We start from the raw sequence: 16,840 nt of genomic DNA, 5'->3' as shown, positions 1-16,840 counted from the left end.
CAGATTACAGGGTAATAATCGATTGCTTATGCGTCTGTAATTACCTTACTCCACCTTGAACCTGCTGATCTGAAGGGTCTGGTTGCTGGCAAGCTGTTTGAGTTGATCTGCAAGCTCACGTGTACTGCTACTTTTTTCAGATATTCTGTTGATCGCCTCGTTCACTGTGGAGATATCGGTTGTGATGTTTGAGGCGGCTGTTGAACAGTTTAATACACCTCTACTGACTTCATCAATGCCTTGTGAAGTCTGGGCAATATTATTGGCAATTTCCTGGGTTGCAGAGGATTGCTCCTCAACTTCTTCGGTAATTGTCATAACAATATCATTGGTTCCGCTAATGACTCCTGTGATCTCATTAATATTTTTTACTGTTTCAACGGTCGATTGCTGGATTTCCTCAATCTGGGCCTTAATATCTCTGGTCGCTTTAGCTGTTTGTTTGGCTAGTTCTTTTATTTCATTGGCAACAACTGCAAAACCTTTTCCTGCGTCTCCTGCTCGTGCTGCTTCAATAGTGGCATTTAGGGCGAGAAGATTGGTCTGATCAGATATATCTGTGATAGTTTCGGTTACCTGGCCGATTTTTGCGGCCGTTTGTTCCATTACAGCGATTGACTGAGTCGCTTTTTCGGATTGATTAACGGCCTGAGTAGTAATTTCCCGCGCTTTTGCTGTATGACCTGCAACCCCGACGATGGATGCAGAGAGTTGTTCTGTTGCTGCTGCAACCATGGATGAATTTGTTGTTGCCTGCTCCATTGCTGCAGCAATACCTGTTAGGTTAGAGCTCATCTCATTTGCAGCCATAGCCACGCTGGCCGATTTGTCCGAGGCATCTGCAGAGCTGGTATAGACCTGTTCAGCGATCTCAAGGAGCTTGCCTGATGATTGGTCAACTTTTTGTGAGTTGCTTGAAAGGTTGCGTATTATATCCTGAAGTTTATCTACGAACGTATTGAATGATGAAGAAAGTGCGCCGATTTCGTCTTTGGTTTGGACATCGAGTCGTTTTGTTAAATCCCCTTCACCTTCGGCCACGTCATGCAAACCATCTGCGGCAGAAATAATAGGTTTGGTGATTTTACCGATAAACAGAATTCCGCCAGCAAGGACGGCAATCATAAGTGAGGAAATGATAACAATAAGCAGATTCCTATATTGTTGAATCTCTTTTCCAAACGTTTCGGACATGGTGCGGATAGTATTGCTCCCTTCACTGATAACCTGACTGAGCTGCTTACCCTTGTTAAGTTCAGAAGATAAGTGGCTGATCTGTTCAACTTCTGAAGTCAACTTTTCAGAAAATCTTTTCATGCTTCTGGATGTTGAGGCCATTCCAACGAGAGACTCTTTTTTCATCCCGTCCTGAATGTCGCTTACTGCATCAGCAATATCTTCAAGAGTATCTTTGGCATCACCATCTTCAAGTTCATCATACACCTCTTCTATCGACTCGGTGAGATCGGTGAGGATATCTACAGAGTTTTTCAGTTTACGTTCGACAAGCCTGACCTGCATATCCGTGAGAGCGATGTCTTCTGCTAATTTGACCATAGTCTCAGAAACATTAGCCATGTCGGCATCGCTTTGGGTAAATGTTTGTTCGGCCGTGGTGGATTGTTTTTTGCCTGTGTCGGCCATTGTAACAATCAAATCAAAACCGTTATTGAGATTAATGAACGAATATATGGTTAGCGCCAATATGCCGGTCAGCATAACAACCAGGCCTATGGTCATTACATAAAACTTTAATTTGATCGACATTATCGTTTCCGCCTATAAGATATAACCATCAGTATATACCTCCTGGTATGCGGTAGGGTTAAAAACACGCTATTTTGCAGCCTCTTTTTCGTACATGCCGACTGCTGTATTCATTTCCTTTAAAAGAGGAAGGTTGGCATTTGCGAGTTCCTGAACTTTTTCTTTTGGTATTGAAGTGGTGGCAGGACTGACACCTTCTGATATGATAGGAAGGAAACCATCCCACAATCCCTTAACAACGTTTAGCTGTTTTTTGATGTCTTCGTTTGTTGTTCCGGGTAGATCGAGGGTGCTATCGCCATCCAGTAGACCTTTGAGGGTTCGCTCAAACAGTGTATAGGTCTCAAGAAGATTGAGTTTGTTGGAATCTACTTCATGGCCGTAAGCGATGAGCAGGTATTCTTTGCTCATTTTTTGGGTGAGCATCCGTTGTTTACCAGCAAGATTTATGGTTACAGCAAGGCCCGGGTCAGATTTAAGACCGGCTTTGCTCGCATCTTTTTCATAGCGGGTTACGCATTTATTCATCTCTTTCAACAGCTCAAGATTGTTTGTCGCGATTGTAGCAACCTGTTCTTTACTGACTTTTTTTGCTGCTATTATTTCTTGAATTACTGCGTTGAATTCTGTCCAGATCGACTCGACCTTATCGATTTGTTTGAGGATTCGGCTATTGGTTGTCGGAGGCAGTTTGAGATCTGCATCACCGTCACGCAGACCTTTCAGGGTCTTGTCAAACAGGCCGGCTGTGGCCTTAAGGTTTTCAATGTTTTTATCAGTTTCGATATCCAGTGCTATCAACATCACTTCTTTACTCATCTTTTGCGATAGCATTCTTTGCTTACCTGAGAGGTTAAGTACAACACCATATTCTGCAGCGGTTGGTCCTTCTGCAACAACAATTGAAGGGTAGCAGGCGTATACCAGACCGATTAGTACCAGTAAAACGGTCTGTAAATGTAGATGTGTGACATTGCGTTTGCGGGACATGTATTAACCTCCAATATTGAGTATTGATCGTGGTTTAGTAAGTATATACGGTGGTTCTTGTCTGAAGCTAAAAAAAGTGTATCACAATAAATATGTATATAAAAGAAGCCGAAGTAGTAAGCATATCTATGCTGCGCCCGATAAAACACATAGCTCTATGCGTCGGTATTGGGTTAAGGAGTTAGTGACTAACTGTATTTAATTGATATTTTTTTGAGCTGGTAATGAGATTATTGAGATCTGGTAAAATGTGTGATCAATTACTTGTCAGGTGCAGTATTTGGTGGTGTGATGAGATAACTCTTTTATAGGAGAGAGGAAATGTTCTTTGCAGTAGATAATGAAAAATGCATACAGGATAATATCTGTGTAGACGAGTGCCCTGCCAAGATTTTGAGTATGGAGGGTGATGGGCCGGTGATGGTTGAAGGTGGTGAGGAAATCTGTATTCGCTGCGGGCATTGTGTAGCTGTATGTCCTGTCGAAGCGGTTGGGCTAGACTTTCTTAAGCCTGAGGATTGCATTGATATCGATAAATCCTTGCTGCCCAATGAGGAGCAGGCGCACCATTTCCTTACGTCGAGGCGTTCAATACGCACCTACAGTAAAAAGAATCTTCCAAAAGAAATTATTGAGAAAGTCCTGGCAGTAGCTTCATGCGCTCCTACCGGAAGTAATCGTCAACCAGTAAAATGGCTGGTCTTTCATCAGAGGGAGCAGGTGGAAGCAATTGCAGCGCATGTGATTGACTGGATGAAATATGTGGTCGTTAATCATCCTGAAGTTGCAGCAACAATGAATATGCAGAAGATTATTGATGACGCGGCAAACGGTATAGACCGCATCTGCCGTGATGCACCTCATCTGGTATTTACCTACTCAGCGAAAGAGTTCAGCGTTGCACCGGCGGACTGCCATACTGCGATCGCCTACCTTGAACTGCTGCTGCCTGTCTATGGTGCCGGTAGCTGCTGGGCGGGCTATGTGAATGGTGCATCCAACCAATGGCCGCCACTCAAAGAGTATCTAAAGTTGCCAGAAGATCATCTTGTACACGGTGCAGCGATGATTGGTTATCCTGAGTATGAATATTACAGGATTCCGCCACGTAATCAGCCAAATATTGAGTATCGCTAAGATTACAACACACGTGTACAAATATATGCACTCAACCAACGGTGGAATTCAGTCGTAACTGCCGTTGGTTTCTGATTTTTTCGATCTTTTCCTTCCTTGATTGCTCTTCCACAATTTTGTTTCTTCCGCCATCCCGTGCTATCATACAGTAGGAGTGATACTGAATTGTAATGCCCGATAAACTGGTATCAAGCCTCCAGTCAATAAACCGTTAACGTTGCAATCTTATGAACCTCGCTCAAAGGTGAAACATGACTATTTCGTCGATTCATCCAGACAAAGCTTGTGCCATATACCCTGTTGAGTTGCTTGATTTTGAAACAACCAATGATATCAAGGATGTTGTAAAAATAGCAGGGCAGGATAGGGCTTTGGAAGCTGTAGAGTTCGGTATCGGAATTGAACATAAAGGTTTTAACCTTTTTGTTATCGGCCCCCAGGGCACAGGCAGGCATACCGTTATCAGGTCCTTTATCGATCAGAAGGCGATGGCGAGTCAACCTGCTTCCGACTGGTGTTATGTCAACAACTTCCACCAACAGCATAAACCTCTGGCTTTTGAATTTCCCCAGGGTGAGGCGCAAATTTTCAAAAAGGAATTGTTTGACCTGATTGATATGCTGCGCATGACGCTTACCACAGTGTTTGAAGGCGAAGATCATAAAGCGAGGGTTAAAGCGGTTAATGAAGAGTTTAAGCGTAAGGTTGATAGGCTTTACCGATTAATTGAAGAGAACGCTAAGCGTGAATCGATAGCTGTTGTTAAAAGTGATCAGGGCATCATGGTTGCTCCGATGGATGGCGAGGGCAATATTCTTGATACAGAACAGTTTCTTAAACTTCCACTATCGACAAGGCAACGTATTGATGAGTTGATAGAAAAGTATCAAATTCAGTTGCAGGATGGGATGCAGCAGATAACAGATGCGAAACGTGAGGCTGAAGAGCTAAAAAGAAAACTCAAAACAGATCTGGCGCGCCAGGCGGTATCAAGCCTTACCAATACCCTTAAGACGAAATATCAAAACAGGAACGATCTAAAAAACTATCTACAGGATGTTGAGGACGATATTGTTCAGCATGCAGATGATTTTCTCAATCATGCTACTAATAATAGGGAAAATATTTTTCATATGATGGCAGCACAGGCACCTTCATTTGAGAGATATGATGTAAATGTTCTGGTAGGCAATGATTCACCCAATGCTCCGGTTGTGTATGAAGATCTTCCGACCTATCAGAATCTTCATGGTCGTATAGAAAACGTGGCAAAGATGGGTATGCTTTCAACGAATTTTACCCTGATTAAGCCGGGCTCATTACATATGGCCAACGGCGGCTACATCATTATTGATGCCCGCAGGCTGTTGATGCAGGCTTACGCTTATGAGGGGCTTAAGCGTACTTTACGGGCTCAGCATATCAGGATTGAGCCTCTTGAAAGGTTGCTCGGATTGATGAATACGGTAAGCCTTGAGCCGGAACCGATCCCGATGAAAGCAAAGGTTGTGCTTATTGGTGATGCGTATCTCTATTATCTTTTAAAGCGGTATGATCCTGAGTTTGATTCGCTGTTTAAGGTGCAGGTCGATTTTGAGCATACGATGGACAGATCCGGTGAGAATATCAACCAGTATGTTTCGCTTATTACCGGGATGATACATAATGAGAATCTGTTGCCGATGGACAAAGGTGGTGTTGCACGAATTATAGAGCATAGTGCAAGGATAGCAGGAGATTCAGAAAAAATATCACTCTATCTTGAGCAATTCTCGACAATTATTCAGGAAGCCGATTATGTCGCGAGAAAATTGAAGGAAACTGTAATTACAGCAAGCCATGTCCAGCAGGCACTGGATGCAGGAAAACGGCGGGAATCACGAATCCGCGACAGAATGTTTGAAGCGGTTGAGCAGGGGATACGCCAGATTGAAACCTCAGGAGCAAAGAGTGGTCAGGTAAACGGGCTCTCTGTTCTTGGGCTTGGAAATATGTCTTTTGGTTTGCCGACTCGCATCACCGCCCTTACCCGGCCGGGTAAAGAGGGTGAGATCATTGATATCGAGAAACGCGTTGAGCTTGGAGGGCCGATTCACTCAAAAGGTGTACTTATTCTCGAATCATTTTTACGATCGAGATATCTGAGAAATATGCCGATCGGTTTGCGGGCAAGTCTGGTGTTTGAGCAATCTTACGGAGGAGTTGATGGTGATAGTGCATCATGCGCCGAACTTTGTGCTCTGCTTTCATCTATTGCTGATGTGCCGATAAAGCAAAATATTGCCATTACAGGTTCAATCAGCCAGAAGGGTGAAGTTCAGGCTATTGGCGGGGTGAATGAGAAAATAGAAGGTTTTTTTGATCTTTGTCTCAGCCGCGGACTGACAGGTGAGCATGGGGTAATTATTCCCACCACTAACGTTCGGCACCTGATGTTGAAGAGTGAAGTCGTAAAAGCTATGCAGGAAAATACATTCTCAATCTGGTCGATTGAAACTATCGATGATGCGATCGAGGTGTTAACTGGCGTGTCAGCTGGCGAAAGAGGCGAAGATGGTATCTATCCTGCAGAAAGTGTAAACGGCAAAGTTGAGGAGATGCTGAAGCAGTTTGTTCTGGACTTAAAAGCCTTTGGTAAATCTAAAGACGACGATGACAAAGACGATGAGTAATCGTTTTGCTATACTATTGTTGACTTGCTGACGAAAAATATGCTTTCAGCAAAGAGCAATTTGATCAGCTGATAGAATTACGATTACCTGCATTGCCGCTTTACTGACCTAAGTTCCAAGGCAATGCAGGATCCCATCATCGAACAAAATTGCTGTTACCGAATAGTAGCAGAAGCTATCTTCACCTTTTCAACCACGTTCTGAGGCAAAGGAATATATCCGAATCTGTATGATAATTTCTGTCCGAAATCGAGATAGAAAGCAATCATACGCCGTATTGCTTCAGCCTTTTTCGGATCGTTGTAGTGTTTATAGAACACCATCCAGGTATAGGTAGTTATTGGGTAAGATTTATCGCCATCGGGGTCGGTCAACCTGACGATCATGTCTTCAGGAATCATGGCTTCGGCTAGTGCCGCCTGGCCACTTTCCAGGCCGGGATGGATAAAATATCCATTCTTGTTTTCTAAACTTGCTGTCGAAAGATGCATGAGCTGGGCAAAACCGAAATCTATATAACCTATTGCTCCTGGAGTTTGCTTAATTGTTGAAGCTACACCAGCATTAATCTTTGATTCCATTCGTTTTAACTCTGCTGGCCAGTGTACTTTTTTACCATATCCCGGGCCTCTGTTAAATTGCTGAGATATTGCGCTGAGATGTTTGGTGAAGACATATGTCGTACCAGAACTGTCGGCTCGTGTTACGACGGTTATATCCTGTTCGGGTAATGTCACATCAGGATTTGTATGAGTTATGGCAGGATCATTCCATTGTTTAATCTTCCCGAGGAAAATGTCTGAGTAGACCTGGCGGGAAAGTTTTAGTTCATCAATTCCATCGAGGTTATACGCAAGCACTACCTCGCCGGCTGTCATGGGCAGAAGCTGAACCCCTTCTTTGACTTGAGCAATTTCTTCATCGCTCATAGCTGCATCGCTGGCTGCGAAATCAACCTTATGTGCTTGAAAGTCTCGTATGCCTCCTCCTGATCCCTTTGCCGTATAGCGTACCTCAATCCCCTTATTATCCCGGTTGAAGAGTAAGAACCAGATTGAATAAATCTGGAAAGGAAAACTGGCACCGGAGCCAACAATTGGAGTTGTGGGAGTTACTGGCTGAGCGAAAGCGTGGGGTGAAGCCAGAAAAAACAGCAATGTTGAAAATACAATACATCTTTTCATAGAGTTACATACCATATCGAAAAATTTTTATTACATGTACTCAAGGGCAATAGAAACACACGTTGAAAGATTGCAAAAGAGTACAGTGGATTTTGATACACATTCTCAATACCCTTGTAATACTAGGGGAAATATGAGTTGAGATACAAAGTAACATAGTAATTAAGTTACTGAAAATCGTGCGATACGATACGTTGTTAGGTGTGGGTTTGGTTCTGGTCGTTTGTAGAACTGAATATGTCAATATATGTCGAAAATACAATGGAATAGCGTAGGTGTTGCCTAACCTGTTGCAAACCAACTCTTAATGGAAAATTAACAGTACTTTATAATGCCTTAGAGCGCTTTAGGTTGTTAGGTGGTTGCTGTCGGAATCGTTTTCAGGATCTCTCATAATTCCAGACATGAAGTGAATGAGAATGAGGGGAGCAAATCACCTCGAAAAAAAATCACAAGATCATGCATCAATATGCATGAAGATTGGTGTTATAATATTGAAATGGCGGTGTGAAAGAGTTAGGTTGGTGCCTGTTAACGTTGTTGGAGCTCCAGTAATAAACTAACGTTTAAAAGCAGCATAACTGCCGCGGATCATGTTCGAAAACGATACGTTCATACAGAGCCTGTATTCATCGGTGCTCTTCAAAGATGTTGCTAAACACGATGTACAGCGCATTATTACTGTAGGTCGCTGGCAAATTGTAGACCGGGGCCAATATGTCTACAGACAAGGCGAGAATAGCAATACGTTTTACATTGTCATAGACGGTGAAGTAGAACTCACACTGAATGTGCAGGATGGCGGACATCATGTCGTCGGGCATATTGGTGCAGGAGGGCATTTTGGTGAGACATCTTTACTCACAAAGAACAGTAACAGTTTGAATGTACGTGCCTTGTCCGAGTTGTCTCTGCTCTGTTATGACGCTGACCAATTCACGTCACTACTGCTCTCCAATCCTACTATTCTCTGTCGTCTCAACATTGCTCTAGCCAACCGTTTACGTGTTTCTTTTCGTGATCATGCCAACACCCTGACCAAAAGAACTACTCTTCCGAATTCGAGTGACGACGATCTGGATCAGAGCTTTTTGGTTAATTCCCACTCGGTGGATAGAGACGGAGGTCTGCTGCTGCACTCGAATGAGGAGAAACGACAGCCAGATTCCTCAATCGCTCGACAGATAAACAAGGCTGCCAGGCAGTTTTGTGAAACCCTGAAACCTGTAATTATTACAGGAGAAACTGGTACAGGGCGTAATCTGGTTGCAAAGAAAATTCATCAAACCAGTGCATATGGAAATGGACCCTATAGTGAAATTCATCTGCGTAACATTGATCCCCTGCAGTTAGAGGGAGAGCTTTTTGGCTACGAACTGGACTCTTTCGCATTTACCCAGATAGATCAGTTGGGAGTATTTGAACGAATGCAGAGTGGGACTGTCGTCATCTATGGCACAGAATACATGGAGCCTGACTTTCAGCGCCAACTTGCCAGGATGATGAAACGATCCTTCTTTTTTCGGATTAGTGGCGAAACACGGGTTGAGTTGCGTTCCCGGATTATCCTTATTTGCGATGACGCTCCGCGTCAGCAGGACGGTCATAACAGGTTATTGCCTTCTCTCTACTCCCTGTTTGCAGATCATCATTTCAGGGTGGCACCGCTGCGCCAGCATAGGCGTGATATCCCGCGCCTGATTCAGCACTATCTCAAAATATTCAGCCAGCGGTATGGTAAGCGCATTTATCAGATGGATGACCAGGCACTTGGCAAATTCATGAATTATGATTGGCCCGGCAACCTTACTGAATTGAGCAGTGTGCTGCAGCGCGCTGTTGTTCTTGGTAAAAACGACAGGCCGCTTAATGATCAGATATTGTTGGGAGTACCAAAGCCGGAAGGTAAACTGGAATTCAATCTGTTGCGGTTGGAAGGGATTCGGTCGGTTTTTATTAGTCGCTTCTTTCCTGTCATGCCAAGAGCTTTTGTCGGCATTTTTTTTGTAGCTGTACTCGTTGCACTGTTTTTGGGATCTCGAAGCCCTGATGAGAATATCGGGTTGACGTTGAGCTGGGTTATTGGTTGGCCACTGCTCATGTTCTCTTTCTTTTTTCTGGCCCGGACATGGTGCAGTATCTGCGGTCTTTCTGTTCCCGGTTGGATTGCCCAATCGGCATTCAAACCTCAGCGACAAACTCCGCAGTTCATACGACAATATTCCGGTTGGATAGTCGGGGTATTCTGTATTCTTCTGTTCTGGATAGAAACAACATGGAATGCCTATCAATCTCCACGGTTGACTGCCTGGATAATTTTCACCATTGCTCTCAGTTCGCTCTTTTTCAGCATGTTCTATAAACGTAGAGTCTGGTGCCGTTATCTTTGTCCGCTGGGGGCAATAAACGCCTTGTTTTCTATGCCTTCCATATTGGAATTACGTTCGAATTCCCATGTGTGCATGAACCGATGCACTGATCATTCATGCTACAATGGTGACGATACTGCTCCCGGATGTCCAATGTTTCGTCATCCGTTCATGGTCGATAACAACCGGGATTGTATTCTGTGTGGCCAGTGTATCAAAAATTGTAAGCTGAACTCAATTCATCTCAATCTGCGTCTGGCTCCGCAGGAACTGTGGAACCAGCAGTCTCCACGGTTGGCGGATAGCTTTTTAATAGTCAGTCTTGCTGCTATATTTTTCCCTTTTGCCATAAACCAAAATATTCCTGAAGTTATTGAAAACTGGACAGCTGCCCTCAATTCTATTGGCTTGGTACAGAGCTTTGAGGCGACTTTGAGTGGTCTGTTTTTCGGTTGTATTATTGTCTATCTGAGTGGTTATTCTGTTATGTCCCTTATTATGGCAAGGATGACAGGGAATAGCTGGAAAGTGACGGCATCTATTTTTGGATATGGGATGATTCCGCTGGTACTTGGTGCTTTTATGGCGGCGCATCTCGAAATTCTTATCGACGGCTTGTGGCTTTTACCAGCAAATTTGCTGGATATTATAGGCATGGGAGGGGATTACACCCCTAGCCGAATCGTGAGCCGTGATGCCACGTTTGTTCTTCAGACAATTACGATTATCGGTGGTCTGATTGCTTCACTCTATGCTACTCAACGCATCATCAAGCGGTTGTTGGTTAGCCAGAAATATTCACAAAAAGTATTCGTGCTTCCCACTTTACTGCTGTGTATCTCAGCAATGGCATATCTCCAGTTAGTTTGAAGAGTATGAGGAAAGGCATTTTTCGATTATGATCAATGAATGTTAAGGGAGTGCTGTAAGCTAAACTTCGCCATCCCATTCCTTAAAGAATTCATCCATAAAGTGTTTCATAAACTGGTGGCGGTGCTCTGCGAGGCGTTTGCCACTGATGGTATTCATCCGGTCTTTTAAGAGGAAGAGCTTTTCATAAAAATGATTTACCGAAGGAGCTGTACTATTTTTGTATTGTTCTTTGGTCATATTGAGATCGGGCTCAATATCAGGGTTGTAGATCTCCCTGTTTTTATGACCACCGTAAGCAAATGTCCTGGCGATTCCGATGGCACCTAGTGCATCAAGCCTGTCGGCATCCTGGATTACATCGAGTTCCGGTGATTTGAAGTTCTGGTTATGTTTTCCGCCCTTAAAAGAGATATTAGCTACGATCTGTTCAACGTGATGTATGATCTCATCAGCTACGTTTTGAGATTGTAAAAATTCCCGTGCCTTTCGCGGGCCAATTTCTTCGTCGCCATCATGAAATTTTGAGTCGGCGATATCATGGAGCAGGGCGCCTAGTTCAACAATAAACATGTCTACATTCTCTGACTGACCAATGGTGTGAGATGTCTTCCAGACGCGATAAATATGGAACCAGTCATGTGCACCTTCAGCATTTTTCAGGGTGTCGCGGACAAAATTAACGGTGTTCTCAATAATTGCAGATTTATTCATGAGGCGAGTATGTTTTTGTAATAGTTTAAGTTAATGGGGTTGATTCCTGGAGTGTTCAGATTGTTTAGATTGATCAGGTTCTAAGAGCCACTATGTCCATGGCTGATCATGGTGATATGGGTGTAAAAAAGCGAATTTGTCATTTTAACCATCAACCAGAATGCAAGCAGGGGCAAAATAATGATCTGGATCAGAAACATTCCTATATAGAGATAGGCGAGTTTAAGTAATGCTTCAACAATTTGGCTCATGTTTTGGGCTGTATTGATGAGTGCCGCTTTAAATTCGTCTGATTTCTGTTTGAGGAGGCTTGTGCTGTTTTCAATAGTCCCGAGAACTCCATCAATTTCGGGCAGGGCAAGGTTTCCCAGTTTTTCAAGTTCAGCAGAACCAATGGATAGTTCTGCACGGGCTTCATGTATCTTCTCTGCAAAGAAATTGTCGTTTATATAGCTGTTTGCCAGCGCAGATATGGGTAGGCAGGTACGGGCAATCACAAGAAGTACAGCGACCTTCATGAGAGTGGTTGTCAATGAGGCCACTTTGGGGTTGTTAAACCAGAGCAGAACAGAAAGCAGCAACAGTAGGCATGCAAGCAGCTGAAAAACAACGGATATTGCTATTTCATAGATAAGCTTTTGTACCCCGATGGAGGTTATAGCAGTAACGAGAATATCAGATAACCGTTCTGTCATGTCGTTGATCGGGTCGAGTACCTGTCCGACGGCGAGCGAAATTCCTACCCCAGCCGGTTCCAGATGCAGGGACGACTCCTGTACTACAGAAACTGAGGCGTTGAGGACTCTACAGCTTGCATATGCGGCTCCTGCTTCGATAATTGACTCTGAAAAATAGTCGTCAGTTGCATTGTCGATATACGGGAATCGCAATCCTGAAGATAGTAACATCAGGATTGCGATGAAAAAACATATTCCAGACTGGATGAGTTGTGTTCTGGTTGACTGGTTCATTACGACATCTCTTTAAAAGGGCTACCAAAACGTATCTTTTCAAAGTAGCTATAAAATATATATTACCTGCCTTCGCAATTTACTGGAAGATACCATATGAATGTCGCATTCGGTATGAACTAATCTCTTTGTGTTTTTTAATTACCACCGAAACTCAGCCGAAGAAAGGGAGGTGTAAGGAGTGAAGTGTGAGGTGACAACTACATCAGCCCAGAAAAAATTGGCAACGTGCTGTACCTGCATCAATACTCAGTAGTCAGATTTTGAAAGGGGCTATTATTCCTCACTCCTTACGCCTCACCATACTAGCTGAGGAGTAGTGGTAATCAGGTTGTTTTTTATCTATACGCCCGGGTAGATTATTTCTATCCAGCGGTCGCCAGTAAAAATTCCATCACCCCATTCTTCTTCAAGATCTGCAAGCGGTTTGACTTCAATCGCTTCCTTGACGGATTTACCAGAAGCTTTCAGTTTGCTAAGCCGTTCATAGACTGTTAACAGCATCTCCTTATATGCTGTGAGCTGCTCTTTGTTGGCAAGAGGGCCATGGCCCGGGATTATCTGCGTCGTGGCATCGGAATACGAAAGAATTTTATCAGTGGCGCTGATCATGCCTTTGAGATTGCCCCCATGCCCGACATCAATGAATGGGTAGAAACCATTAAAAAATATGTCTCCTGCATGAATAATATTTGCAGAGTTAAAAACAATAAAACTGTCACCATCTGTGTGGGCATGAGGAACATGGATAGCTCTGACATCTTCACCGTTTAGATGAAAGCTGATATCTTCAGAAAATGTCACGACCGGGAGACCTGATTTGCTGACAGGCTCACGCTTCATATCAAATTCTTGTATAAATGAACCCGTGGTTAAGCGCTCGCGAACATTGTCATGGGAGAATATCAGTGTTCCTTTGTCGCCGAAATTCTCATTTCCACCAGTATGATCTCCGTGATAGTGGGTATTTATAAGAAATTTAGGAGTATCTCCACCAACGGATTTGATCGTTTCGATGATTTGGTCGGTTAGCGGGGCAAACTGGTCATCAATTAAAAACGTGCCGTCTTCACCAGTAAAAACGCCAAGATTTCCACCCTTACCACTGATCATAAACAGGTTGTCAGTTACTTTAGTAGAGACGAGTGTTACGTCTGATCCAAACGACAGACTTGCTGAAGAGGTAAGTAGTAGAAGTGCTGTACAGGTTGAAAATATTCTATTTAACGTCATATACATCTCCAAGGGATGATTTTTGTTATAGATAATCGGAGTGATAGGATTGATTCTGCACTGAGGCCGGACGATGATTTCAATATTGAGGCTCGGCCGAAGAAATAATTACCGATGTGCAGAAACGCTGTTGGTATAAAATGCCCATCAAGCGGGTGGTGTCAAGCGTTGAGGCTTGTCGTGTTCAACCTCTTTATTTGGCACTGTTTTGATTGTCACTACAGTTGGGAACATGCTAAGGTGTTTTGCCAAGGGAAATAACTGTCAGATGAATCGTATCATCTGAAAAAGATTAGAAGAAAATTAACCAAGGATGCACGATGTTTCGAGCGTTTTTTAAGAGTAAAGAATGGGCTTGGTGGGCATGGGGGGGCGCTGCTATTTTGTTGCTTGCTCTTTTTTTTCAGGTACAGATAACTGTTAAGATAAACACTTGGTATGGCGGATTTTATGACATTTTACAGAAGGCTACTGAGCATTCGGTAGATGAGTTCTGGACTAAAATAATAGAATTTTATTACCTTGCTATTCCGTATGTACTCATTGCTACCGTTACTGCGTATTTCACCCGAATTTACGCGTTTAAATGGCGTGAGGCCATGACTTTTTCGTATATTGAGAGGTGGCAGAAGGTTGATGAGGAAGTTGAAGGTGCCAGTCAGCGTATTCAGGAAGATATATATCGATTTGCCCGTATTTTTGAGAACCTTGGATTGCAAGTGGTTCGTGCAGTCATGACGCTTATTGCCTTCTTGCCAATTCTCTGGGGATTGAGCAGTGGTGTTGATATACCCTATATAAAAAGTATTCCGGGAAGTCTTGTGTGGGTAGCCCTTATCGTTTCTGTAGGTGGACTTATTATTTCCTGGTTTGTTGGTATCAAATTACCTGGTCTGGAGTATAACAACCAGAAGGTCGAAGCGGCATTTCGTAAGGAACTGGTCTATGCTGAAGATGACAAGGTGAATTATGGACGTACATCAACAATTATAGAGTTGTTTACCGGCTTGAAGTTCAACTATAACAGATTGTTTTTGCATTATGGTTACTTTGATGTGTGGGTGAATTTCTTTGAGCAGTTGATGATGATTGTGCCTTATCTCATTATGGGGCCTGGTCTTTTTACTGCCGCAATCACGCTTGGTGCGCTTATACAGGTGTCCAACGCTTTTAGTAAGGTACGCGAGTCATTCTCGATTTTTATCTCCAACTGGACAACCATTACAGAGCTTCGTTCTATATATAAACGTCTTCGTGAGTTCGAGGTCAATATCGGATATTAAATGGAATGAGAAGGCGGCTACTTTATGTGGCTGCCTTCTCATTAGCCTTTACAATTCCCAAGGTCACGAATGGCCTGCAGTAAACCTTTGCAGTCAGGCAGGACAGTAACACCCTCTGCAAATGTAAAATCCCCCTGTATTCCTATAAACGGCATATCACACCCCCGCGCAGCATCGTAATCCGTAAAGGCATCTCCGACAAACACACATTGCTCAGGTTGAAGTGTATATTGTTTGCAGAGGTTGGCTATGTGTTCAGGCTTCATAATGGGGGAGCCGAGGATTTCATTAAAATAATGACCGATTTTTCGGCGAGTGATCACCAATCGTAGCTCATCCTGCGGTGTGCCTGAAATGACGAAAACAGGCAATTTTCCCTGAATATTTTGTAGGGTTTGTTCTGCGCCCGGTATCCAGTTGGCGTGTATTACCTTTTCAATAACAAGCTCAGAATACGCTTTAGCCATCGTGTTAAGTTTTTCCTGTGGGAGATGGATGCCGAGAATTTTTTCAAATGCGTACTGAATTTTGACGACTCTGCTTATCCCGCCATGCTGCTTGTGGTAATGCACTAACTTATCAGCCACGTCAGTATCGAAATCCCTGAACAGCTCATAAAATGCGGTTACTTTTATTTGATTGGAATCAACAAGTACGCCGTCAAAATCAAAGAAAATTGCCTGGGGAAATTTGCTGGTCATAGATTTGGCCTGGAAATGTGAATAAGATGACAAAATATACAAGATATACCTGAAATCATAACAGAATCAGATTCAAATATCATTGTTTGTATAGCTTATTCTGATCCCCCTACTCCTCTTTTATGAAGTGTGAGATGTACACTACAGTTCACTTCTCACGCCTTTCTCCTGGCTGAATATGCTAGACCTTTAGAGGACAATATATAGCTGTTTGTGCTGATTACTTATACTACCTCAAGCAAAAGAACGAAAATGTTAGGTCAGATTGCAAGTAATATCGTGATTCTCAAAAATATTAGTAAAATTCCTTATGTTTGGCATATGATATTGTGGCCTTTTTAGTATAAGTGGTGTAATTTTTTTGGTTGAAATATATTCTTACACACAAAAAAAATATCAACATATTTGCAGCATTGATTACTGATGGTTCGGAGGGTACGTACGAGTTAGATTCACATTTTCATCGATCAGAGAGGTGGCATATGAGCAAAAATGGTAATGCTTCTCCAAAGATTCTTTCCATAGGTTGGGGGAAAATGGAGATTGAAGATCTTGGCAAAGGAAAGGACTTCAAACTATGGCCTGGTGGAGGAAGACCATGGGACTGGGACGAGTACGGTACCGGACACTCCAAGGGCATTCAGATTGACGATGTTAAAGAGCTGATTACGCAAGGAGCTGAAGTTGTAATCCTGACTCGCGGTGTATTATCTCGCCTCAAAGTTCCACATAAAACCAAATCATTTCTTGAAGAACAGAACATTGAAGTAATCGTTACATCCACCAAGCAGGGTGTGAAATTATATAATGATTACGTATCTAAGAACGTTCCAGTTGCTGGATTGTTTCACTCTACCTGCTGAACGATTACGTTGACAATGAATACTTAAAGGGTTGTCTTCAGGTAAAGACAGCCCTTTTTTGTTATTATTCAGCAGCACTCCATCTA

General features: G+C 43.1%; 12 protein-coding genes. 5 read left to right on the top strand and 7 right to left on the bottom strand.

The window, feature by feature from the left end:
- Nucleotides 1-45 precede the first annotated feature (45 nt).
- Nucleotides 46-1,767, bottom strand: a complete 1,722-nt coding sequence (locus FCL46_RS13880; RefSeq protein WP_136807708.1) for a methyl-accepting chemotaxis protein — start codon at nt 1,765-1,767, stop codon at nt 46-48.
- Between the two features lie 69 nt (nt 1,768-1,836).
- Complete coding sequence (locus FCL46_RS13875; protein ID WP_136807710.1) at nt 1,837-2,757, bottom strand: type IV pili methyl-accepting chemotaxis transducer N-terminal domain-containing protein; 921 nt, start codon at nt 2,755-2,757, stop codon at nt 1,837-1,839.
- 321 nt (nt 2,758-3,078) lie between these two features.
- Here FCL46_RS13875 and FCL46_RS13870 point away from each other — a divergent pair, with 321 nt between their 5' ends.
- Both FCL46_RS13870 and FCL46_RS13865 read left to right on the top strand, forming a co-directional pair.
- On the top strand, nt 3,079-3,894 hold the full coding sequence (locus FCL46_RS13870; protein WP_136807712.1) for a nitroreductase family protein: 816 nt from the start codon (nt 3,079-3,081) through the stop codon (nt 3,892-3,894).
- Between the two features lie 251 nt (nt 3,895-4,145).
- Entirely contained in the window at nt 4,146-6,566 is a 2,421-nt protein-coding gene (locus FCL46_RS13865; protein WP_136807714.1) for an ATP-binding protein, read from the top strand.
- A gap of 155 nt (nt 6,567-6,721) precedes the next feature.
- Here FCL46_RS13865 and pstS read toward each other — a convergent pair whose 3' ends face one another.
- Nucleotides 6,722-7,750 (bottom strand): phosphate ABC transporter substrate-binding protein PstS, encoded by a 1,029-nt coding sequence (pstS, locus tag FCL46_RS13860; protein WP_136807716.1) that lies wholly within the window; start codon nt 7,748-7,750, stop codon nt 6,722-6,724.
- Between the two features lie 593 nt (nt 7,751-8,343).
- Between pstS and FCL46_RS13855 the strand changes: the two genes are divergently transcribed.
- Nucleotides 8,344-10,989, top strand: coding sequence for a sigma 54-interacting transcriptional regulator (locus tag FCL46_RS13855; protein WP_136807718.1), 2,646 nt, complete (start codon nt 8,344-8,346; stop codon nt 10,987-10,989).
- A 60-nt stretch (nt 10,990-11,049) separates the two neighbouring features.
- On the opposite strand, the gene FCL46_RS13850 is transcribed toward FCL46_RS13855, so the two are convergent.
- The 3 genes from FCL46_RS13850 to FCL46_RS13840 form a co-directional block, all read right to left on the bottom strand.
- Nucleotides 11,050-11,703 carry an HD domain-containing protein gene (locus FCL46_RS13850; RefSeq protein ID WP_136807720.1) on the bottom strand — a complete coding sequence of 218 codons (654 nt, stop codon included), beginning with the start codon at nt 11,701-11,703 and terminating at the stop codon, nt 11,050-11,052.
- Between the two features lie 80 nt (nt 11,704-11,783).
- Entirely contained in the window at nt 11,784-12,674 is an 891-nt protein-coding gene (locus FCL46_RS13845) for a hypothetical protein (protein WP_136807722.1), read from the bottom strand.
- A gap of 342 nt (nt 12,675-13,016) precedes the next feature.
- The gene (locus FCL46_RS13840) at nt 13,017-13,907 is read right to left on the bottom strand and encodes an MBL fold metallo-hydrolase (protein WP_167505884.1); all 891 of its coding nucleotides are present in this window, start codon (nt 13,905-13,907) and stop codon (nt 13,017-13,019) included.
- 320 nt (nt 13,908-14,227) lie between these two features.
- On the opposite strand from FCL46_RS13840, the gene FCL46_RS13835 reads away from it, so the two are divergent.
- Entirely contained in the window at nt 14,228-15,190 is a 963-nt protein-coding gene (locus FCL46_RS13835; protein WP_136807726.1) for a putative transporter, read from the top strand.
- A gap of 41 nt (nt 15,191-15,231) precedes the next feature.
- Here FCL46_RS13835 and FCL46_RS13830 read toward each other — a convergent pair whose 3' ends face one another.
- Nucleotides 15,232-15,891, bottom strand: coding sequence for an HAD family hydrolase (locus FCL46_RS13830; RefSeq protein WP_136807728.1), 660 nt, complete (start codon nt 15,889-15,891; stop codon nt 15,232-15,234).
- A 482-nt stretch (nt 15,892-16,373) separates the two neighbouring features.
- On the opposite strand from FCL46_RS13830, the gene FCL46_RS13825 reads away from it, so the two are divergent.
- Nucleotides 16,374-16,754: an Mth938-like domain-containing protein gene (locus tag FCL46_RS13825; RefSeq protein ID WP_136807730.1), complete on the top strand. Its 381-nt coding sequence runs from the start codon at nt 16,374-16,376 to the stop codon at nt 16,752-16,754.
- The last annotated feature ends 86 nt before the right edge of the window (nt 16,755-16,840 follow it).

The organism is Desulfosediminicola flagellatus, assembly GCF_005116655.2.
GTDB classification, from domain to species: domain Bacteria; phylum Desulfobacterota; class Desulfobulbia; order Desulfobulbales; family Desulfocapsaceae; genus Desulfopila; species Desulfopila flagellata.
This window is presented reverse-complemented; position numbering and strand designations above follow the sequence as displayed.

What these genes read in the sequence shown, in the direction of transcription:
- FCL46_RS13855 (WP_136807718.1), top strand. Translation starts at nt 8,344, where the DNA reads ATGTTCGAAAACGATACGTTCATACAGAGCCTGTATTCATCGGTGCTC.
- FCL46_RS13880 (WP_136807708.1), bottom strand. Translation starts at nt 1,767, where the DNA reads ATGTCGATCAAATTAAAGTTTTATGTAATGACCATAGGCCTGGTTGTT.
- FCL46_RS13870 (WP_136807712.1), top strand. Translation starts at nt 3,079, where the DNA reads ATGTTCTTTGCAGTAGATAATGAAAAATGCATACAGGATAATATCTGT.
- FCL46_RS13840 (WP_167505884.1), bottom strand. Translation starts at nt 13,907, where the DNA reads ATGACGTTAAATAGAATATTTTCAACCTGTACAGCACTTCTACTACTT.
- FCL46_RS13835 (WP_136807726.1), top strand. Translation starts at nt 14,228, where the DNA reads ATGTTTCGAGCGTTTTTTAAGAGTAAAGAATGGGCTTGGTGGGCATGG.
- FCL46_RS13830 (WP_136807728.1), bottom strand. Translation starts at nt 15,891, where the DNA reads ATGACCAGCAAATTTCCCCAGGCAATTTTCTTTGATTTTGACGGCGTA.
- FCL46_RS13825 (WP_136807730.1), top strand. Translation starts at nt 16,374, where the DNA reads ATGAGCAAAAATGGTAATGCTTCTCCAAAGATTCTTTCCATAGGTTGG.
- FCL46_RS13875 (WP_136807710.1), bottom strand. Translation starts at nt 2,757, where the DNA reads ATGTCCCGCAAACGCAATGTCACACATCTACATTTACAGACCGTTTTA.
- FCL46_RS13845 (WP_136807722.1), bottom strand. Translation starts at nt 12,674, where the DNA reads ATGAACCAGTCAACCAGAACACAACTCATCCAGTCTGGAATATGTTTT.
- FCL46_RS13850 (WP_136807720.1), bottom strand. Translation starts at nt 11,703, where the DNA reads ATGAATAAATCTGCAATTATTGAGAACACCGTTAATTTTGTCCGCGAC.
- FCL46_RS13865 (WP_136807714.1), top strand. Translation starts at nt 4,146, where the DNA reads ATGACTATTTCGTCGATTCATCCAGACAAAGCTTGTGCCATATACCCT.
- pstS (WP_136807716.1), bottom strand. Translation starts at nt 7,750, where the DNA reads ATGAAAAGATGTATTGTATTTTCAACATTGCTGTTTTTTCTGGCTTCA.